The sequence below is a fragment of the Streptococcus sp. LQJ-218 genome, from assembly GCF_003428885.1.
GTDB lineage: Bacteria > Bacillota > Bacilli > Lactobacillales > Streptococcaceae > Streptococcus.
On the sequence record NZ_QQRU01000007.1, the window covers coordinates 49,233 to 67,489 of the forward strand.

The window sequence follows — 18,257 nt, forward strand, 5'->3', positions numbered from 1 at the left end:
GATCAGAAAGAGGTGAAAAATGTTGGCAAAGCTCTTACTAGTGGATGGAAGACTGTTACGTCATGGTTTGGAGGTTAAGCAATGAAGAGACTAAGTCTATTTGGTGCTGATTTTGAAGACAGTAAGAAGATTGTAACCAGTGGGAAGTATTCATTAACAGCAGGGATGCCAAACCCTATCCATATGAGCCTTCTCAATCGTCTCTTTACAGTTGTTTTTTGTGTATTTTTCTTTTTTGGCATCCTGGTCTATTTTTTATTAATCTCTTTGCCTAGTAATTTAGGGAAAGGTACAGACATTCGTTATCTTTCTTATGATGCGGCTGTCTTAATTCGATCTATAGGAGGTTTTTTAAAGCCTGTTAGTATTCTAGTCTATGTTGGTTTTCTTCTTGCTTCTATTCCAGTTTTTTGGCCGAAAAAGCGCTTGAGTAGTCAACTCTGGACCTATTTTCCTTTTTATTTCCCGTGGTTATCTGGGGYGTTTATTTCAGGGCTCTACTTTGCAAGTGCTGTAGCCTATGATGCCTATACTCTGCTGGGCTTCTGGCTTCAGCTGATAGTAGGAATTGCTCTCTTTGTCTGGATAATTGTTAATAAAATCCAGAATTTGAAACGACGATTGAATGATGAAGGAGAAAAGGTGCTTCTAAAGAAAGTCTTATTGATTACGCTAGGTATAATGGTCTTTCTTTTTCCAGTATCTTTAATTTATCATCAGGTAAACAAGTTACCGGTTTTGTGGTATTTTTATCCTTTCGGTTTAGTATTAATTCTTTGGTTTGTTATCTATGCTTATTTAGTGGCCTTTCTCATTGATGTCCATATTGTTCAAGCCTACTATATCTATAAGTATCCGATGGAATACAAAGAATATTTGGGGATTAGTGACCGCGAATGGTATAGCAAACGCTATTATAAGAAGTTAATCAAAAGCAGTCAACTAGAAGAGGAGTAGTGGGATATGAACCGTCAGTCAGAAGCATTAAATAAGGAATATTTTCAAGCGCTGGGTTCCACGCGAGCTTCTGTTAGAATGTTGAGTTTGGCCTGGGCTGGTTTGTTTGTATTGAGCATCGACCTGACTCACGTATACTTTTTTATCAAGGAGCAATTCACAGTAGATCCCTTTTCTAATGTCCCTTTTCTTTTTCTATGTCTCCTTCTATTACTCATGCTGGGCTGTCAGATTATGTCATTCAGCAAGACATTCATCTATAAACATCAACTCTTTAGTACTGCGATGCTCTTTGTACTAATCAATGGGATTCATCTTTCATTAGTTTTAATGGATTATATTCTCACTATTTTAACGAATGAGGTTCTAAAAAATTCGCTGATCTACTCGCTGCTTTATTGGTTAAGTTCCATTGGTTTATTCATGGGGTTAATTGTTTATAATGCCAGTTGGTTAAAAAAGCAACTAAGAAAAGGATTTTCAGAAAAACGAACAACTGCTAACTATATAGCCTTTTCAAGTGTTTACAGTAAACCATCCCTTTGGATTATTCTAGGAGTTACTTTGTTAGGCGGAGGATTGGCTAGTTTATCCGGTTATTATTTGCAAGCGTTTGGGATTGTGAGCAATATAGTCTTTACTTCAGCTTTTTCGAGATTAATCGTCGAAGTTGGGTATCTCCTTTATCTAAGAAGTAAGGACAAGACCTATTGGGAAGAAGTACCGAAGGAAGGTCGGAGTCAGTTCTTTTTGAAGGCCCTAGATTTCAAAAAGGCCAAGCACCGCTTAACCATAGAAGTTGTCTTATTTTTAACTCTAGCAGTGTGTTTAAAACTATTGAATATAGATGCTGAAAATAGCCCAAGTTGGCTCATAGGAACCATAAGAATTTTCGGTTATTCAATTCTTTTGGATACCACTATTAGTTTTATTTATTATCAGATTAAAAAAGAAGAGATAGAGAGTAAATGAAGAAAAAATCTATTTTTAAGGCAAGTTTTGAAGAAAGTTTAAACCTTGAAGATGATGGTTTTAGAAAGTTACAGCAAGAGCAACATGATAAGACTGCGAAATTTTTTAAGAATGGCCATGTTTCCCTTTGGTTTCGCATTCTAAGTTTTATTTTAAGCCTTATTTTTCCTGTCGGCTTTAACTTTATCTTGCTGGCTATCTCTATGGAGTTCCATGAAAGTGATACCTTGACCCTTCCAATAGCTAAGCACGAGTCTTTAACAGTAAATGTTTTTCTGATTTTGCTTATTATCTGGTTATCCTTGGTTGTGATTGGAAAATTTATTAAACGAACGTACTTATTACCGTATCGTTATCAGTTTCATGCTTTTACATTTATGATTTGGTTCTTATTGGAAATGGATCTAATATTTTTAGACTTTCTGCTAGCAAATTTGGCCTCTTGGGAAATTATTGGTATAGTTGGTTTCATTGTGATGATTATTTACTGGATGTTTAATATTGAGCTAGCGGGGTTAAGGAAACTCATGTATGGTGAGGTGTTGAAAGAGACATTTCGGAATAAGATTGCAAAAATGATTGCTCTCTATGGTATGGGGATTTTAGGAGTAGCTATGATCGTAAAGCATCTTTTGGGATTCTTTGAAATAGATATTTTAAACTCAATAAAAGGCTTTGGATTTCTGCTGTTATGGATTTTTTGTAATTTTGTATTGTTCGCCATCGTTATTTTTATCGGTTTTCCTTATTTCCTCCATGCCTATTATAAGTGGAAATACCCAGAAGAATACCGTGAGTGGGAGGGCCAGCTGTCGCAGCTCTATTGCTGTGGCAAAATAATATGATTCGATGGCTGAAGGCAGTTGAACGGTACAGAAATAGTAGAGTTAAGAAGGAAATATAACAAAGGAAATAGAAAGAGGTCAATATGTTTTTTCTCAGACGCCGTCGTGTATTTATCGGCGAATGTGATGGTCAAGCGGTCTATTATGACCAAAAGACGAGAGAGGCTTTAGCTGCTCCCAAGAGTGTCCTACTCAATACTGAAGGGGCTCGGAAGACCAACGCTTATATTCCTGAATTGGTGATTTTCTTCATGGCCGGTGGAACGGGTGGCTTTGGCTTCCTTGCAGCTATGAGTATAGGGGTCTATAACTGGACCAGTTTGACCTTTATCCTATTATTTTGGTTGGCTGAGTTTTTGTTTATGGTTGCTTTACTCGAACGAGCTCTCTATAAAAATGTACACAAGGCCCAGCCGACGACAGAAAAGGTTTTTTACTATGCGGCTTCTCATAACCTGATGGTGGGGGAAGATAACTTTGATCCAGCTAAGTTGTCTACTAAAATCTTCCGAATTGTTCGTTTTCTAATAGTTGCCACTAATATCTACCTGTTATATGTTTTTTATAGCTATACTCAAAAATTTGGTCAGGAAATTGAATTAGGTTATGAATTTTGGATAGCTGGATTATTACTCTTTGCACTCGTGTTAGTGTATAATCAAAACAATCCAGTTCGCTTTGTGAAGATTATGAGATTATATAGCCAAGGAAAAGTGCGATTTAAGAAAGAACAGGATGAAAGTGGAGCGTAGCATGTGCTAAATCGCTAGCAACGCAAAAAGCCCTACATCAGGGCTTTTTTACTTTCTAATATAAGAAATCAATTCCGTAGTTTTCTTTTAGATAGGTCGCCAACTCGGCTTTTTCTTCCTCTCTAAATCGACAGAGGCTAAGGGCGAGACACAATTTCAGAACACTTGTATCGATGATGACGTTTGACTTAGAGATATCCTCTAGCTGGGTCACCTCTCTCAGGTCAAAATCAATATAGTAAGCCTTGCTGTTGACATGGTCGGGGTCACTGACATCCACTTCGACATACGATGCTCGCAACAATTCTTCTTTAGGGATGAAGATTTCTTTTGAGGAGAAGAGTCCAGGATAGACATAAATCCCCTCAAAGGTGAATTCAAAGGAGACTTTGCGACTAGTCAGTCTTTTGATGCCTGCAATCGTTGAATAGATAGCAGCGAAAAAGAGGATGGTTGGAACCACAGTGAGAAGACTAAGCTGCGAAAAGTCGATCAATCCATGCGCGAGAAAAAAGAAAAATTGAAAGAATACACCCGATGCAAAGAGTAGATAGCCACCACCGACAAATTTTGAATAATAGATTTTCATAGAAACCTCCATCTATAGAATTGAACTCGCCAACACTTTTTCAGTAGAATGCGTATAGGACGTGGAGAGATAAAATTTTAGGTATTCTCATCATATCCTATGGAGTGAAGTTCTGTCAACCCTTTTGCAAGATGTGGCTCTTAGCTATCCTATGACCTAGTAAGTTGGTTTATGGTATACTAGGATAATAAAATTCCAAAATTTGAAGACTTGTTTTCATAAATAGAAAGAGGTAAGTATGTTTTTTCTCGGACGCCGTCGTGTCTTTATCGGCGAATGTGATGGACAGGCTGTTTATTATGACCAAAAGACAGGAGAGGCTCTAGTTGCTCCAAAGAGTAGGTTGCTCAATACTGAAAAAGCTGGGAAACGAATGCCTTTATTCCTGATTTGGTAATTCTCTTACTAGCAGGTGGACCTGCAATTTCGGGCTTCTTTTCCCTCAAGTTTATTGGTGTCTATAACTGGTTTAGTCTAACTTGTATTTTTCTATTTTGGTTGATGCAGTTTTTCTCGTTGGTTGCTTTACTTGAACGAGCACTCTATAAAAATGTTCGCAAAGCACAGCCGACGACAGAGAAAGTCTTTTACTATGCCGCATCTCATAATTTGTTTGCGAAAAATCAGTTTGATCCCAGACAACTGTCTGCTCTACCTTATCGATTTGCTCGCTATCTAATAAATATAGTGTCTATCTATTATTTTTTTGTATTTCTTGACTCTTCCTCTAAAATTTGGTCAACCGATTAATGAAAGCTATGGTGTGTGGTTTGCTGGCATATTATTCTTTATAATTTTTCTTATGTATAACCAAAACAATGCCGTTCGCTTTGTGAGGATTATGCGATTATATAGTCAAGGAAAAGTACGATTTAAGGAAGAAGTGGAACATTGAGCATCTATCTTTTGGGATGGCTCCTAAATACTTAGAAAAACAAAAAAGCCCTATATTACAAGGCTTTTCCTGTTGTATTTAGATGCCCCCTACAGGGATCGAACCTGTGACCCACGGATTAAGAGTCCGCTGCTCTGCCAGCTGAGCTAAGGAGGCAAAGAAAAAAGCTGTATTGGTGCCGAAACTTCACGGTTTGTATTGAACCCGCGCAATTAAGCAGGTGGGCAACTCGCTCTAACTGAAGCTGTTTCCGTGTGAGACGGCCTACATGCTGTTAGAAGACTTTTGTTTCCCTAATAATACAAAAAATAGTCGGTCAACACTTAAGTGTGAAGTCGTACACCACAGCGTTTCTATATTTATATGATACCACTTTTTTAAAAAAAATCAAGAGGAAAGTGCAATTTTTTGAAAAGGATTTCAGATTTTTCGCAAACGGTCGATGGCTTCCTTTCTTTGAGCCAAAGCCCGTTCATATTTACCAGTATCTTCTGCTTGGAAATAGTGCTGATTACGAATTTTTTCTGGCAGATAGTCTTGCTTGACCCAGTGACCTGGGTAGTTATGTGGATAGAGATAGTTTTGTGCGTTGCCTAATTCCTTGCTACCGCTATAGTGACCATCACGCAGGTGTCGCGGAATAGGCAAATGTCCTGATGTTTTGAGGTCAGCAAGTGCCTTGTCCATAGCCACATAGGCAGAGTTGGATTTTGGAGAAAGTGCCAAATCAATCACGACATTGGCGATGAGAATGCGTGCTTCTGGGAAACCAATCCTTTGTGCAGCATCCAGAGCAGTCACGGTGTGAATTTGGGCTTCAGGATTGGCCAAACCGATATCTTCATAAGCGATAACAGTCAAACGGCGAGCGAGACTTGGTAAATCACCAGCCTCAATCAAACGGGCAGCATAGTGAAGACTGGCATCAACATCTGAGCCACGGATAGACTTTTGCAGGGCTGAGAGAACATCGTAGTGTCCGTCTCCATCCTTGTCCATAGTGATGTAGCTTCTCTGAAGACTATTTTCCATGATGTCTAGAGTGATATGGCGGATGCCCTTATCATTCTCAGGAGTAGAGAGAACAGCTAAATCCAGCGAGTTGAAGGCAGAACGAAGGTCTCCGTTTGTAGATGTTGCGATGAAATCCAGCGCATCCGCATCTAGTTCTACTGGAAAATCAAAACCACGCTCAGAGTCAGTCAGGGCTATTTGAATGGCTCCTTTGACATCCTGGTTAGACAAGGGTTCCAACTCAAAAATCTGAACACGGCTACGGATGGCTGGAGTGACAGAAAAGAAAGGATTTTCAGTCGTCGCCCCAATCATGATGACCAGTCCGCTTTCTAAGAGAGGCAAGAGGAAGTCTTGTTTAGTCTTGTCAAGACGATGAATCTCGTCTAGTAGCAGTACAAGGCCACCTGAGAATTTAGCTTCCTCAGCAATTTCTTGCAGTCGCTTTTTACTATCAACTGTCGCATTGAAAGTTCGAAAGGCATACTTGGTAGTTCCAGCAATAGCTGAGGCAATGCTGGTTTTTCCGATTCCCGGAGGGCCATAGAGAATCATGGAGGACAGGCGGTTGGCCTCCACCATGCGGCGGATGATTTTTCCAGGTCCGACCAGATGTTCCTGACCGATGACCTGGTCGATAGTTTTAGGGCGCATGCGAAGCGCGAGATTGTCTGGCATAGCAGTCCTTTCTAACGTGGATTTTAGTGTCATATTTTTTGAGTAGAATGACTCATCTAATACATCTTACTATGTCCATTCTAGCCTATTAGTTGTGATATTTCAATGGTTTTGTAATATTCAGGGTGTGAGATAGAAATTTTTTGACTATTTAATTTGATGAGGAGAGGTATCAGCATGAGAGAATGGATTTCCCTTAAAACTCAAAATAGGATAGTTGAGTCTAAAGAAGTGGAATTGCTGATTTGAGAAATAACATTGCTAAATGTTATTGCATGAACTATAATGAAAAGAGAGGTGATAAGGAATGGAAATGATGGAATTACCAAGTCAGGAAGTTTTGATTTTTACAAAACAAATTCGTCATTGGATTCTTAGTGATCAAGTTATTTCAGGAAAAAGAAAATTTCTCTTCCGGGAAGATACTCCAAAAGAGATTTTGGATTTGTACGAAAACATTAAACCTAAACTTGATTTTGCTTACCAAGAAGTTCATTCTAAATAATTATGAATTAGAAAAATAGGTATGAATAAATTAGAAGCTCTTAGAACTGAATCTAGGATCTTTGATGGTATAAGAGAATAATACGTCTCATTCTTTACAATACGTGTAGCACGTGTTATAATGGTGTTGTCAGGAGGTAAAAGCGCTATGCCTATGACACAAAAAGAGATGGTTAAACTCCTTACGGCTCATGGTTGGATAAAGACCAAAGGCGGTAAAGGCTCCCATATTAAAATGGAGAAGCAAGGGGAAAGACTTATCACAATCCCTCATGGTGAGCTGAATAAGTACACTGAAAGAGGGATAAGAAAGCAAGCTGGGTTGTAAAATTCAGCCCCTGCTTTTTGATATGGAGGTAGTGAGATGTTAGTTACGTATCCAGCTTTATTTTATTATGACGATACAGACGGAGCAGAAGCGACTTATTTTGTCCATTTCCCGGATTTTGAATACTCAGCTACACAAGGAGAGGGGATTTCTGAGGCTCTGGCTATGGGTTCAGAGTGGTTAGGTATAACTGTCGCAGATTTGATAGAGAGTGATGGAGATTTGCCCCAGCCATCAGATATCAATAGCTTGTCTTTAATTGATAATGATCCTTTTAAAGATGATGAAGATTTTGTGTCAACCTATGACCTTGATAAATCTTTTATTTCTATGGTATCTGCTGATGTATCAGAGTACTTAGGAAGTCAAGAACCAATTAAAAAGACCTTGACCATACCAAGATGGGCAGATAAGTTGGGACGAGAAATGGGACTTAACTTTTCTCAGACTTTGACAGACGCTATTGCAGATAAGAAAATTCAAGCATAAGATTAAGTGTGACATCGTGGGAATAGTCAATAAAAAAAGCACTCCTAATTGTGCTGGTTACTTGTCTATTGATCCTATAGATTTGCTAGCCCTTTCGAGGGCTTTTTGTGTTGAGTTTTTGGAAAAAATAAGGAAATCAACCGTTTAAGAAAATCACTGATACCAAGGGATTAAATGAGGTAATATGGTATAATTAGGACATAAAATAATTTTGTGGTAAGATGGTAGTATCTATTTTAGCATATTTCCGAGCAATCGGGGCGATTAAAGAGTCGCATAGAAAGAGGACAAAATGGCAACATACGGATTTTTAGATGTTTTAGAGGAAGAGTTGGAGAAGAATTTTCCCTTTGACTTTGAGATTAGTTGGGACAAGCGCAACCACGCGGTTGAAGTGAGTTTTCTATTGGAAGCGCAAAACGCTACAGGTGTGGAGATGGTGGATGAGGATGGAGAAGTTTCGTCAGATGATATCCTCTTTGAAGAAGCAGTGCTTTTTTACAATCCTGCCAAATCAACAGTCAATGAGGAAGACTATTTGACGGTCATTCCTTATCTACCTAAAAAAGGATTTTCCCGTGAATTTTTAGCTTATTTTGCTCTTTTCCTTAAAGATACTGCCGAGGTTGGACTAGATGCCCTCATGGACTTTTTGGAAGACCCAGAAGCAGAAGAATTTATCATGGAATGGAACCAAGAAGTCTTTGAAGAAGGAAAAGTTGGCTTGGAAGAAGGAGAATTTTACCCTTATCCGAGGTATTAGGAGTCCAGCATGGAAATAGAAGTTACTGATTTCCAAGGTTGTAAGATTGCCTTGATTTGTGGGGATAAAATCCTGACTATCTTACGTGATGACAAGGACGATATCCCTTGTCCCAACATGTGGGAGTTGCCAGGTGGTGGTCGTGAAGGAAACGAAAGTCCTTTCGAGTGCGCAGCGCGTGAAGTTTATGAGGAACTGGGAATTCATTTAGATGAAGACTGTCTGCTTTGGAGCAAGATTTATCCTAGCGTAATCTTTAAAGACAAGCAATCGGTCTTTATGGTTGGTCAGCTAAGACAAGAACAATTTGACAATATCACCTTTGGAAATGAAGGGCAGGCCTATAAACTGATGAATATTGAGGAATTTCTCAATTCTAAACAAGCAGTGCCTCAGCTACAGGGTAGATTGAGGGATTATTTGGAGGAAGTAAGGTAGATGCCAAATCGTAGTAAGAATATCAATATGTTTCTCATGGATGGAGAAGTTACTGGGATAATTAAATGTACCTTGTCGAATTGGACAGGGGTGATTTATAAAATTCCTCGAATTCAATTGGCAGGTTTAAAATCACGTGATGAAATGAAGCAAAGTGGCATTTATTTCCTATTTGGTCGTAATGAGGATAAGCAAAAGGATGTTACATACATCGGGCAGGCGACGAATCGCAAAAATGGTGAAGGTGTCCTTTTACGTGTTCAGGAACATACTCGTGACAACCATGCAGATTATTTTAATGATGTCATTATTTTGACGACGCAGAATAACTCCTTTGGACCCACGGAAATTAGTTACTTGGAAAATAAATTTACACAACTAGCAAAGGACGCGGGGCGCTTCATTGTAAAAAATGGGAATGAGCCCAATTCTGGGAATGTAACAGAAGAAAAGCAATCTGAGTTGGATGAGGTTGTAGAAAATACTTTGATGATTGTAGGAACCTTAGGGTACCGACTGTTTGTTCCTATGACCAAGAAAACAGGTCAGAATGTTTCTGATGATAATTTAACTTATCTCTATCTAAAGCGAAAAACCAAGAAATCAAATAGAACGATCGAAGCAATCTGTGAACATACTTCAGAAGGGTTTGTTGTTTTAGAAGGCAGTCAAGTTGATGAAGTTGATTCACCCGCAATACCAGCAAGTCTAAAAGAATTGCGTGAGGAATTAATCAAATCAAATGTGATTAGAGATGGTGTTTTACAAGAAAAACAACTGTTCTCCAGTCCATCTTATGCAGCTGCTTTTGTGCTAGGAATGAATACGAATGGACGAACGGACTGGAAAAATAAGGACGGCAAGACTTTAAAAGAATTAGAAGAAACAATGGATTGTTAAGGAGAATCAGATGGAAACATGGCAAGAGTTAAAAGTTACAGTTAAGCGTGATGGAGAGGAGCTTGTCTCTAATCTCTTGATTGAGCTGGGTGCTCAAGGTGTTGCAATCGAAGACAGCATGGACTATGTGGGAAATGTGGACCGTTTCGGTGAAATTTTCCCTGAGGTCGAGCAACAAGAAGAAATCGTGGTGACAGCCTACTATTCGGAAACGGTTGATGTGGCAACGGTTGAAGCGGACTTGCAGGCTCGTCTGGTAGAGTTGGCAGATTTTATGGATTTGGGAGAGGTCAAGATTGGGACGACTGCCTTGGCTGAGGAAGACTGGGCAGACAACTGGAAGAAATACTATGAACCAGCTCGTATCACTCATGACTTGACCATCGTGCCGTCATGGACAGACTATGAGGCAACGGCGGGAGAAAAGATTATCAAGTTGGATCCTGGAATGGCCTTTGGGACTGGAACACACCCGACGACCAAGATGAGCCTCTTTGCCTTGGAGCAGGTTCTTCGAGGTGGAGAAACAGTGATCGATGTGGGGACTGGTTCAGGAGTTCTTTCTATTGCTAGCTCGCTTCTTGGTGCTAAGGAAATCTTCGCCTATGATCTGGATGATGTAGCGGTTCGAGTCGCTCAGGAAAATATTGAGCTCAATCCTGGCATGGAAAATATCCATGTGGCGCCAGGTGATTTGCTCAAGGGCGTGGAGATTGAGGCAGACGTCATCGTGGCCAACATCTTGGCGGATATTCTCATTCATCTGACGGATGATGCTTATCGCTTGGTCAAGGATGAAGGCTACCTGATCATGAGTGGCATTATCAAGGACAAGTGGGATATGGTGCGCGAGTCGGCTGAGTCAGCTGGATTTTTCCTTGAAACCCATATGGTTCAAGGGGAATGGAATGCCTGTATTTTCAAGAAGACCAAGGATATCTCGGGTGTGATTGGAGGCTAGCATGCAGCAGTATTTTGTCAAAGGCAGTGCAATCTCTCCTGTCACTATCGAGGACAAGGAAACCAGCAAGCATATGTTTCAGGTTATGCGCCTGAAAGAAGATGATGAGGTGACCTTAGTCTTTGATGATGGTATCAAGCGTTTGGCGCGCGTGCTGGATGTGGAAGCTCGTCAGTTTGAATTGGTAGAAGAACTAGATGACAATGTGGAACTACCAGTCCAAGTGACCATTGCATCTGGCTTTCCCAAGGGAGATAAGTTGGAGTTTATCACTCAAAAAGTGACGGAACTAGGTGCCAGTCAGATTTTGGCCTTCCCTGCCGACTGGTCGGTCGCCAAGTGGGATGGCAAGAAATTGGGTAAAAAGGTTGAAAAACTAGAAAAAATTGCCCTTGGAGCAGCAGAACAAAGCAAGCGTAATGTTGTTCCAAGTATTCAGCTTTTCGAGAAAAAAGCAGATTTTCTAGCTCAGTTTGACCAGTTTGACTCTATCATAGTGGCCTATGAAGAATCAGCAAAAGAAGGAGAAGCCGCTGCGCTCTTACAAGCGGTCTCTGGTCTTGAAAAAGGAGCCAAACTGCTCTTTATCTTTGGTCCAGAAGGTGGTCTGTCACCTGCAGAAATTGAGAGTTTCGAAGCTAAGGGAGCAGTATTGGCAGGTCTTGGTCCTCGCATTTTGCGAGCAGAAACAGCACCGCTTTACGCCTTATCAGTCCTTAGTGTTTTATTAGAATTAGAGAAATAAGAGGAAGAAAATGGAACAAAAACACCGTTCAGAATTTCCAGAAAAGGAACTCTGGGATTTAACAGCCCTATATCAAGACCGTGAGGATTTCTTGCGAGCAATCGAAAAGACTCGTGAAGACATCAATCAATTTAGCCGTGATTACAAGGGCAATCTTCATACTTTTGAGGATTTTGAGAAGGCCTTTGCGGAATTGGAACAGATCTACATTCAGATGAGCCATATTGGTAACTATGGCTTTATGCCACAGACGACAGACTACAGCAATGAAGAATTTGCGAATATTGCTCAAGCTGGGATGGAATTTGAAACAGATGCAAGTGTAGCTCTTACTTTCTTTGATGATGCTTTGGTAGTGACAGATGAGGAAGTCTTGGACCGCTTGGGGGAATTGCCTCACTTGTCGGCAGCTATTCGTCAGGCCAAAATCAAAAAAGCCCACTATCTGGGGGCTGATGTGGAGAAGGCTTTGACTAATCTCGGTGAAGTTTTCTACAGTCCGCAGGATATTTATACTAAGATGCGAGCTGGGGACTTTGAAATGGCTGACTTTGAAGCCCATGGCAAGACCTATAAAAACAGCTTTGTGACCTATGAAAATTTCTACCAAAACCATGAGGACGCTGAGGTCCGTGAGAAATCCTTCCGTTCCTTCTCAGAAGGACTTCGTAAGCACCAAAATACGGCTGCGGCAGCCTATTTAGCCCAAATCAAGTCTGAGAAAATATTAGCTGATATGAAGGGCTACGACTCAGTCTTTGATTATCTTCTAGCTGAGCAGGAAGTGGACCGTGCTATGTTTGACCGCCAGATTGATCTTATCATGAAGGACTTTGCGCCAGTCGCTCAGAGATACCTCAAGCATGTGGCTAAGGTAAATGGTCTTGAAAAGATGACCTTTGCAGACTGGAAATTGGACTTGGACAGCGCCCTCAATCCTCAAGTGACTATTGACGATGCCTATGATTTGGTCATGAAGTCGGTAGAACCTTTGGGTCAAGAATACAGTCAAGAAGTTGCTCGCTATCAAGAAGAGCGCTGGGTGGACTTTGCTGCTAACAGTGGTAAGGATTCTGGTGGCTATGCAGCTGATCCCTACCGTGTGCATCCTTATGTCCTCATGAGCTGGACAGGCCGTTTGAGCGATGTCTATACCTTGATTCATGAAATCGGGCATTCTGGTCAATTCATCTTTTCAGACAATCATCAAAGTTACTTCAATGCCCATATGTCGACCTACTATGTCGAAGCACCGTCAACCTTCAATGAATTGCTACTCAGTGATTATTTGGAACAGCAGTCTGACGACCCTCGTCAAAAACGTTTTGCTCTGGCTCACCGCTTGACAGACACCTACTTCCATAACTTTATTACCCACCTCTTGGAAGCGGCCTTCCAGCGTAAGGTGTATACATTGATTGAAGAAGGGGAGACCTTTGGAGCAAGCAAGCTCAACAGCATCATGAAGGAAGTCTTGACGGATTTCTGGGGAGATGCCATTGAAATTGATGATGATGCAGCTTTGACTTGGATGCGCCAAGCTCACTACTACATGGGCTTGTATAGTTACACCTACTCAGCTGGACTTGTGATTTCGACTGCAGGTTACCTCCATCTGAAACATTCAGAAACTGGAGCTGAAGACTGGCTCAATCTCCTCAAATCAGGTGGTAGCAAGACACCACTTGAGTCAGCCATGATCATCGGTGCTGATATTTCAACAGATAAACCACTCCGTGATACCATCCAATTCTTGTCAGACACAGTTGACCAGATTATCGCCTACAGCGCCCAGTTGGGAGAGTAGGGGAATAGAGAGGTTGTTCTAGAATGATGTTTATGAGCTTGTTAAGCGTCATTCTATTTGTTTTAACTGTAGCTATTTTCAAACACGCCGTTGAAGGTCGTGATGTTAAATTTGAACTTACTGTACAGTTGCTATTGATAGTTATTTGCTTCATTTTATATCAGATTGTGTTTAATTGAGAATTCAATATTAAGTCATTTAAGGACAGCTTATTGAGAAATGTAAAGGTATTGAGAAAGTATCCTCCTAACTAATAATGAAAACTAATAAAAGAGGTTGAATTATTTTCCAACCTCTTTTTGTGTATCTTAATGGAATTGCATACCACCATCAACGATAATGGTTTGACCTGTAATGTAGTTTGAATCTGGTCCAGCGAGGAAGCTAACTGCTGCAGCAACATCTTCTGGTTCAGATAAACGTTTCAAAGTAATATCTTTTGCGAATGTTTGCATACCCCACTCGTCGTCTTTTCCAGCATTTTTTCCAACTTCATGGGCGATATCATACATCATTGGTGTTTTAACGATACCTGGAGCATAAGCGTTAACAGTGATACCTGACTCTGCTAAATCACGTGCCAATGTTTGAGTAATACCGCGAACAGCGAATTTTGTACCGCCGTAAACAGTTAGATTTGGATTACCGACAACACCTGCTTGAGAAGTAGCGTTGATGATTTTACCACCGTGACCTAGTGCTTTAAATTGAGCCTGAGCAGCTTGTGCTCCCCAAATGACACCACCGACGTTAATAGCAAATGTGCGAGCGAATTGTTCCTCTGTAATTGTATCCAGAGGTGTAGTAGGAGCGACACCAGCGTTGTTTACCACAACGTTCAAGTCTCCGAAATGATCAACAACTTTTTGGAAAGCTGCAGCAACTTCTGCTTGTTTAGACACATCTGCTACAACAGCTAAAGCATTCTCTGCCGACAACTCAGCAACTGCTTTTTCAGCTGTTTCAGCATTGTAGTCTAAAACTCCAACCTTAAAACCATCTTGAACCAAGCGTTTTGCGATTGCAAAACCGATCCCTTGACCTGCACCTGTGACAATAGCAACTTTAGACATATGATTCCTCCTTGGTATCCACGATACCATTCAAACGTTCATCAAAGAACAGCAAAGTAGTAAAAATTAGTTCAAATTAGGGAATAAATAATTTATTAGAACTATATTGATATTATATACCTTTAGAAAAAATGTTTCAAATAAACACTACTATTTTTATAGAATTTTACCCTGAAACTTTCCAATCAATTTTCTTGAAACCTTTCCCTCTTTTGATAGACTAGTACCTAGTTTTTGAAAAAAGGAGAAAGAAAATGAAAAAACTTATTGCTGAGTTAATCGGTACGTTCATGCTTGTCTTCATCGGAACAGGAGCTGTTGTTTTTGGAAGTGGTCTTGATGGCCTAGGTCACCTTGGAATTGCCTTTGCCTTTGGTTTAGCCATCGTAGTTGCTACCTACTCAATCGGAACTGTTTCAGGTGCTCACTTGAACCCAGCTGTTTCGATCGCTATGTTTGTAAACAAAGGTTTGCCACCTTCAGAGCTTGTAAACTACATCCTTGGACAGGTTGTTGGAGCTTTTATTGCTTCTGGCGCTGTCTTCTTCCTCTTGGCTAACTCAGGTATGTCAACTGCTAGTCTTGGTGAAAATGCCTTGGCAAACGGTGCAACAGTATTTGGTGGTTTCTTGTTTGAAGTGATCGCAACTTTCTTGTTAGTTTTAGTTATCCTGACGGTGACATCAGTAAGCAAGGGCAGTGGCGCGATTGCTGGTTTGGTAATCGGTTTGTCATTGACAGCTTTGATTCTAGCTGGCTTGAACATCACTGGACTTTCAGTAAACCCATCTCGTAGCTTGGCACCAGCTGTCTTTGTAGGCGGCGCAGCCCTTCAACAAGTTTGGATTTTCATCCTTGTACCAATCGCTGGTAGAGCTCTTGCAGCATTTGTTGCAAAAAAACTTCATTGGGGCAGAAAAATAATTGAGACTCAAAAAGCCTTGCTCCTCATGATGAGGAACAGGGCTTTTTCGTATGATACTCTTTGAAAATCTCTTTAAACCACGTCAGTTTCCATCTGCAATCTCAAAACAGTGTTTTGAGCTGCCTTCGTCAGTCTTGTCTACAACCTAAAGGCAGTGTTTTGAGCAACTTGCGGCTAGCTTCCTAGTTTGCTTTTTTTTATTTTCATTGAGTATAAGTTTAACGGTTGTCAATTTTCTCTGGATAGAGGTCGTGTTGGAAGAGGCGTTGTTCGGCCAAGCCTTCATACTTAGTTCCAGGTCTACCGTAGTTGTAGTAGGGGTCAATTGAAATGCCACCACGCGGAGTGAATTTTCCCCAAACCTCCAAATAGCGAGGGTTTAGCAAGTTGACCAAGTCTTTCCCAATGGTATTGATACAGTTTTCATGGAAATCTCCGTGGTTTCGATAGCTAAAGAGGTAGAGTTTAAGCGATTTTGACTCGACACAGAGCTTGTCAGGAATGTAGGAAATATAAATGGTCGCAAAGTCTGGCTGAGCTGTAATTGGACAAAGCGAGGTAAATTCAGGACAGTTAAATTTGATAAAATAGTCATTTTCCACATGACGATTGTCAAAGGATTCGAGGACTTCTGGTTGATACTCGAAAATGTAGTTAGTTTCTTTGTTGCCGAGGAGGCTGAGGTTTTTCATTTCTTCTTGTTGTGACATGATTTTTTCTTTCTAATCTTAAACACCACGTTGATTGTCGTAGAGGAGGGTATGAAGTTGAGGAAGGACGCGGACATTGCCCCAGCTGTCGTCACCAGCGATGCGTTCCCAGAGTTCTTTGAGTCGGTCTAGTTGGTCTTGGACAATATTGCCTCTAGCCTTTGGCTCAGGGTTTCCTGCTGATAAGAAGAGAACATCCGGTTGGTAGCGCTCTTGTATGCCTCTGGCAAAGGCCAAATCAGCATCATCAAAGACAGGAATTTTAAAGGTGACTTTATCTGGATCCAGTTGGGAAACGATAAAGTCCAGGGTCTCAAAGTTGACTTCCATCTTGGATGAAGGAGGTTTGGGGCTCAGGGTGACTTGGTCGATGTCTTTTAACCAATTTTGCCAGCGGGAGCCTTGGGTCTCAACAGCCAGAGTGACACCACGTTCCTTGAGCTTAGTTACTAGCTCAGCCATGTTGGCTGCTAGGATAGCAGGATTTCCCCCAGATAGGGTGACGTAGTCGTAGCTTCCTAGTTTATCCAAGGCAGCAATGACTTCGTCAGCTGTCATGCGAGTTGGCTTTTCAGAACCATCCCAAGTAAAGGCGGAGTCGCACCAGTCGCAATGATAGTCGCAACCTGCAGTGCGGACAAACATGGTTTTCTGGCCAATAGCACGGCCTTCACCTTGAAAGGTTGGCCCAAAAATTTCTAGAACTGGTAGTTTGAGGACACGTTCTCTAGTCATCTAACCACTCCCGTCTAAACTCTGCAAAGGCAGTCGGAGTCTCATAGAGGCGAACGTATTCTAAACGGAGACCGCGCTCGTCTGGTAACTCTTGGTTCATGGTTTGGAAAATCCAGTAAACCATATTTTCAGCGGTTGTATTCATATAAGGCAGGGTTTCATTGAGATAGCGATGATCTAAGTGGGGCTCTAAGTAGTTCTTGTAGATGGCTTTAATATCTCCAAAATCATAGGTCATACCGCGTTCATCTAAAAATCCACTGACAGCAATCTGTAGATGATAGGTGTGACCATGAAGGGATTTGCATTTTCCCTCATAGTGAAAGAGGTGGTGGGCAGCGTCGAAGGTAAATTCTTTTGATACCAAGGTTCTGTGAGGATTGTAGACAAGAGACTCCCCAGTTTCCTGTTTGATTTCTTTAGGTGCAAAAAACATTAGGCCTCTCCTTTCTGTGAGAGATAGACATCTAGACCATGTTTCCGTAGGTGGCAGGCTGGGCAATCTCCACAGCCACTTCCGATAATCCCGTTGTAGCAGGTCAAGGTCTTTTCACGAACATAGTCAAAGACACCGAGTTGGTCGGCTAATTCCCAAGTTTCAGCCTTGTCAAGCCACATAAGAGGTGTTTGGATAACAAAGTCGTAATCCATGGCCAGGTTGAGGGTGACATTGAGTGATTTGACAAAGACATCACGGCAGTCAGGATAGCCTGAGAAATCTGTTTCGCACACTCCTGTCACGATATCCGTAATTCCACGTTGCTTAGCAAGGACTGCCGCGAAGGATAGAAAGAGGTGGTTGCGACCGTCAACAAAGGTATTGGGAACCTCTCCCTCTTTTTGTTCAATTTTCAAATCTGAAGTCAAGGCATTTTCAGTGATCTGTCCCAGCAGAGACATATCTAGGATATGATGACGAATGCCTTGTTCCTCAGCGATTTCTTTGGCCACTTGAATTTCAAGATGGTGGCGTTGGCCGTAGGCAAAGGTAACGGCTTCAACCGTTTCATAGTGTTGCTTGGCCCAGAAGAGGCAGGTTGTAGAATCTTGACCGCCACTAAAGACGACCAAGGCTGATTGACGTTTCATAGTACTCCTTCCAAAATGGGAAATGTTCAGAGCACGCAAAAAGCTCCCTTGAGGGAGCTAAAAAATACCAAGTAGAGGTTTTTTTTAG

At 41.1% G+C, this 18,257-nt stretch carries 21 protein-coding genes, 1 tRNA gene and 1 pseudogene; 15 read left to right on the forward strand and 8 right to left on the reverse strand.

Translation table 11 applies throughout. The annotated features are described in order from the left end of the window. Positions 1 to 81: 81 nt before the first annotated feature. The 4 genes from D2908_RS07120 to D2908_RS07135 all read left to right on the forward strand — a co-directional run bounded on the left by D2908_RS07120 (position 82) and on the right by D2908_RS07135 (position 3,526). Entirely contained in the window at positions 82 to 957 is an 876-nt protein-coding gene (locus tag D2908_RS07120) for a beta-carotene 15,15'-monooxygenase (RefSeq protein WP_117305949.1), read from the forward strand. A 6-nt stretch (positions 958 to 963) separates the two neighbouring features. Then, positions 964 to 1,929, forward strand: a complete 966-nt coding sequence (locus tag D2908_RS07125; RefSeq protein WP_117305950.1) for a hypothetical protein — start codon at positions 964 to 966, stop codon at positions 1,927 to 1,929. Next, positions 1,926 to 2,774, forward strand: coding sequence for a hypothetical protein (locus tag D2908_RS07130; RefSeq protein WP_117305951.1), 849 nt, complete (start codon positions 1,926 to 1,928; stop codon positions 2,772 to 2,774). Before D2908_RS07125 ends, D2908_RS07130 begins: the two co-directional genes overlap by 4 nt. An 83-nt stretch (positions 2,775 to 2,857) precedes the next feature. Next, positions 2,858 to 3,526 (forward strand): hypothetical protein, encoded by a 669-nt coding sequence (locus D2908_RS07135; RefSeq protein ID WP_117305952.1) that lies wholly within the window; start codon positions 2,858 to 2,860, stop codon positions 3,524 to 3,526. A gap of 55 nt (positions 3,527 to 3,581) precedes the next feature. Here the strand turns inward: D2908_RS07135 and D2908_RS07140 are convergent, their stop codons facing one another. Beyond that, positions 3,582 to 4,115 (reverse strand): hypothetical protein, encoded by a 534-nt coding sequence (locus tag D2908_RS07140; protein WP_117305953.1) that lies wholly within the window; start codon positions 4,113 to 4,115, stop codon positions 3,582 to 3,584. 238 nt (positions 4,116 to 4,353) lie between these two features. Here D2908_RS07140 and D2908_RS07145 point away from each other — a divergent pair. Beyond that, positions 4,354 to 5,010: pseudogene (locus tag D2908_RS07145) on the forward strand (hypothetical protein). Between the two features lie 83 nt (positions 5,011 to 5,093). On the opposite strand, the gene D2908_RS07150 reads toward D2908_RS07145, so the two are convergent. Together D2908_RS07150 and D2908_RS07155 are read right to left on the reverse strand one after the other, a co-directional pair. After that, a tRNA-Lys gene (locus D2908_RS07150) sits at positions 5,094 to 5,166 on the reverse strand. Between the two features lie 264 nt (positions 5,167 to 5,430). Further along, positions 5,431 to 6,702 (reverse strand): replication-associated recombination protein A, encoded by a 1,272-nt coding sequence (locus D2908_RS07155; protein WP_117305954.1) that lies wholly within the window; start codon positions 6,700 to 6,702, stop codon positions 5,431 to 5,433. Positions 6,703 to 7,009: 307 nt separating this feature from the next. Between D2908_RS07155 and D2908_RS07160 the strand changes: the two genes are divergently transcribed. The 9 genes from D2908_RS07160 to pepF all read left to right on the forward strand — a co-directional run bounded on the left by D2908_RS07160 (position 7,010) and on the right by pepF (position 13,637). Next, complete coding sequence (locus tag D2908_RS07160) at positions 7,010 to 7,207, forward strand: hypothetical protein (protein WP_049531865.1); 198 nt, start codon at positions 7,010 to 7,012, stop codon at positions 7,205 to 7,207. Positions 7,208 to 7,354: 147 nt separating this feature from the next. Continuing rightward, a complete protein-coding gene (locus D2908_RS07165; protein ID WP_165847463.1) occupies positions 7,355 to 7,534 on the forward strand; it encodes a type II toxin-antitoxin system HicA family toxin in 180 nt (59 codons plus the stop codon). A gap of 36 nt (positions 7,535 to 7,570) precedes the next feature. Then, the gene (locus tag D2908_RS07170; RefSeq protein ID WP_117305958.1) at positions 7,571 to 8,023 is read left to right on the forward strand and encodes a type II toxin-antitoxin system HicB family antitoxin; all 453 of its coding nucleotides are present in this window, start codon (positions 7,571 to 7,573) and stop codon (positions 8,021 to 8,023) included. A gap of 292 nt (positions 8,024 to 8,315) precedes the next feature. After that, positions 8,316 to 8,786, forward strand: a complete 471-nt coding sequence (locus tag D2908_RS07175; protein WP_117305960.1) for a DUF3013 family protein — start codon at positions 8,316 to 8,318, stop codon at positions 8,784 to 8,786. Positions 8,787 to 8,795: 9 nt separating this feature from the next. Beyond that, on the forward strand, positions 8,796 to 9,224 hold the full coding sequence (locus D2908_RS07180; RefSeq protein ID WP_117305962.1) for an NUDIX hydrolase: 429 nt from the start codon (positions 8,796 to 8,798) through the stop codon (positions 9,222 to 9,224). Then, the gene (locus D2908_RS07185; protein ID WP_117305964.1) at positions 9,225 to 10,124 is read left to right on the forward strand and encodes a GIY-YIG nuclease family protein; all 900 of its coding nucleotides are present in this window, start codon (positions 9,225 to 9,227) and stop codon (positions 10,122 to 10,124) included. A 10-nt stretch (positions 10,125 to 10,134) separates the two neighbouring features. Then, positions 10,135 to 11,085: a 50S ribosomal protein L11 methyltransferase gene (gene prmA / locus D2908_RS07190; protein WP_117305966.1), complete on the forward strand. Its 951-nt coding sequence runs from the start codon at positions 10,135 to 10,137 to the stop codon at positions 11,083 to 11,085. Between the two features lies 1 nt (position 11,086). Further along, a complete protein-coding gene (locus tag D2908_RS07195) occupies positions 11,087 to 11,830 on the forward strand; it encodes a 16S rRNA (uracil(1498)-N(3))-methyltransferase (protein ID WP_117305968.1) in 744 nt (247 codons plus the stop codon). 10 nt (positions 11,831 to 11,840) lie between these two features. After that, on the forward strand, positions 11,841 to 13,637 hold the full coding sequence (gene pepF / locus D2908_RS07200; RefSeq protein ID WP_117305970.1) for an oligoendopeptidase F: 1,797 nt from the start codon (positions 11,841 to 11,843) through the stop codon (positions 13,635 to 13,637). A gap of 308 nt (positions 13,638 to 13,945) precedes the next feature. On the opposite strand, the gene D2908_RS07205 is transcribed toward pepF, so the two are convergent. After that, complete coding sequence (locus tag D2908_RS07205) at positions 13,946 to 14,710, reverse strand: (S)-acetoin forming diacetyl reductase (protein ID WP_117305972.1); 765 nt, start codon at positions 14,708 to 14,710, stop codon at positions 13,946 to 13,948. A 254-nt stretch (positions 14,711 to 14,964) separates the two neighbouring features. Here D2908_RS07205 and D2908_RS07210 point away from each other — a divergent pair, with 254 nt between their 5' ends. Continuing rightward, complete coding sequence (locus tag D2908_RS07210) at positions 14,965 to 15,699, forward strand: aquaporin (protein WP_117305974.1); 735 nt, start codon at positions 14,965 to 14,967, stop codon at positions 15,697 to 15,699. 154 nt (positions 15,700 to 15,853) lie between these two features. Here D2908_RS07210 and queF read toward each other — a convergent pair whose 3' ends face one another. The 4 genes from queF to queC are packed head-to-tail and all read right to left on the reverse strand — an operon-like array spanning position 15,854 to position 18,169. After that, positions 15,854 to 16,345 carry a preQ(1) synthase gene (queF, locus tag D2908_RS10015; protein ID WP_206269742.1) on the reverse strand — a complete coding sequence of 164 codons (492 nt, stop codon included), beginning with the start codon at positions 16,343 to 16,345 and terminating at the stop codon, positions 15,854 to 15,856. 18 nt (positions 16,346 to 16,363) lie between these two features. Continuing rightward, the gene (gene queE, locus D2908_RS10020) at positions 16,364 to 17,080 is read right to left on the reverse strand and encodes a 7-carboxy-7-deazaguanine synthase QueE (protein ID WP_206269743.1); all 717 of its coding nucleotides are present in this window, start codon (positions 17,078 to 17,080) and stop codon (positions 16,364 to 16,366) included. Continuing rightward, on the reverse strand, positions 17,073 to 17,516 hold the full coding sequence (gene queD / locus D2908_RS07220) for a 6-carboxytetrahydropterin synthase QueD (protein WP_000464573.1): 444 nt from the start codon (positions 17,514 to 17,516) through the stop codon (positions 17,073 to 17,075). The genes queE and queD overlap by 8 nt, the downstream gene beginning before the upstream one ends. Next, positions 17,516 to 18,169: a 7-cyano-7-deazaguanine synthase QueC gene (gene queC / locus D2908_RS07225; protein ID WP_117305976.1), complete on the reverse strand. Its 654-nt coding sequence runs from the start codon at positions 18,167 to 18,169 to the stop codon at positions 17,516 to 17,518. Before queC ends, queD begins: the two co-directional genes overlap by 1 nt. Positions 18,170 to 18,257 lie beyond the last annotated feature (88 nt).

Coding starts and splice junctions, on each gene's coding strand:
- D2908_RS07125 (WP_117305950.1), top strand. CDS start 964: ATGAACCGTCAGTCAGAAGCATTAAATAAGGAATATTTTCAAGCGCTG.
- D2908_RS07130 (WP_117305951.1), top strand. CDS start 1,926: ATGAAGAAAAAATCTATTTTTAAGGCAAGTTTTGAAGAAAGTTTAAAC.
- D2908_RS07135 (WP_117305952.1), top strand. CDS start 2,858: ATGTTTTTTCTCAGACGCCGTCGTGTATTTATCGGCGAATGTGATGGT.
- D2908_RS07140 (WP_117305953.1), bottom strand. CDS start 4,115: ATGAAAATCTATTATTCAAAATTTGTCGGTGGTGGCTATCTACTCTTT.
- D2908_RS07155 (WP_117305954.1), bottom strand. CDS start 6,702: ATGCCAGACAATCTCGCGCTTCGCATGCGCCCTAAAACTATCGACCAG.
- D2908_RS07160 (WP_049531865.1), top strand. CDS start 7,010: ATGGAAATGATGGAATTACCAAGTCAGGAAGTTTTGATTTTTACAAAA.
- D2908_RS07165 (WP_165847463.1), top strand. CDS start 7,355: ATGCCTATGACACAAAAAGAGATGGTTAAACTCCTTACGGCTCATGGT.
- D2908_RS07170 (WP_117305958.1), top strand. CDS start 7,571: ATGTTAGTTACGTATCCAGCTTTATTTTATTATGACGATACAGACGGA.
- D2908_RS07175 (WP_117305960.1), top strand. CDS start 8,316: ATGGCAACATACGGATTTTTAGATGTTTTAGAGGAAGAGTTGGAGAAG.
- D2908_RS07180 (WP_117305962.1), top strand. CDS start 8,796: ATGGAAATAGAAGTTACTGATTTCCAAGGTTGTAAGATTGCCTTGATT.
- D2908_RS07185 (WP_117305964.1), top strand. CDS start 9,225: ATGCCAAATCGTAGTAAGAATATCAATATGTTTCTCATGGATGGAGAA.
- prmA (WP_117305966.1), top strand. CDS start 10,135: ATGGAAACATGGCAAGAGTTAAAAGTTACAGTTAAGCGTGATGGAGAG.
- D2908_RS07195 (WP_117305968.1), top strand. CDS start 11,087: ATGCAGCAGTATTTTGTCAAAGGCAGTGCAATCTCTCCTGTCACTATC.
- pepF (WP_117305970.1), top strand. CDS start 11,841: ATGGAACAAAAACACCGTTCAGAATTTCCAGAAAAGGAACTCTGGGAT.
- D2908_RS07205 (WP_117305972.1), bottom strand. CDS start 14,710: ATGTCTAAAGTTGCTATTGTCACAGGTGCAGGTCAAGGGATCGGTTTT.
- D2908_RS07210 (WP_117305974.1), top strand. CDS start 14,965: ATGAAAAAACTTATTGCTGAGTTAATCGGTACGTTCATGCTTGTCTTC.
- queF (WP_206269742.1), bottom strand. CDS start 16,345: ATGTCACAACAAGAAGAAATGAAAAACCTCAGCCTCCTCGGCAACAAA.
- queE (WP_206269743.1), bottom strand. CDS start 17,080: ATGACTAGAGAACGTGTCCTCAAACTACCAGTTCTAGAAATTTTTGGG.
- queD (WP_000464573.1), bottom strand. CDS start 17,516: ATGTTTTTTGCACCTAAAGAAATCAAACAGGAAACTGGGGAGTCTCTT.
- queC (WP_117305976.1), bottom strand. CDS start 18,169: ATGAAACGTCAATCAGCCTTGGTCGTCTTTAGTGGCGGTCAAGATTCT.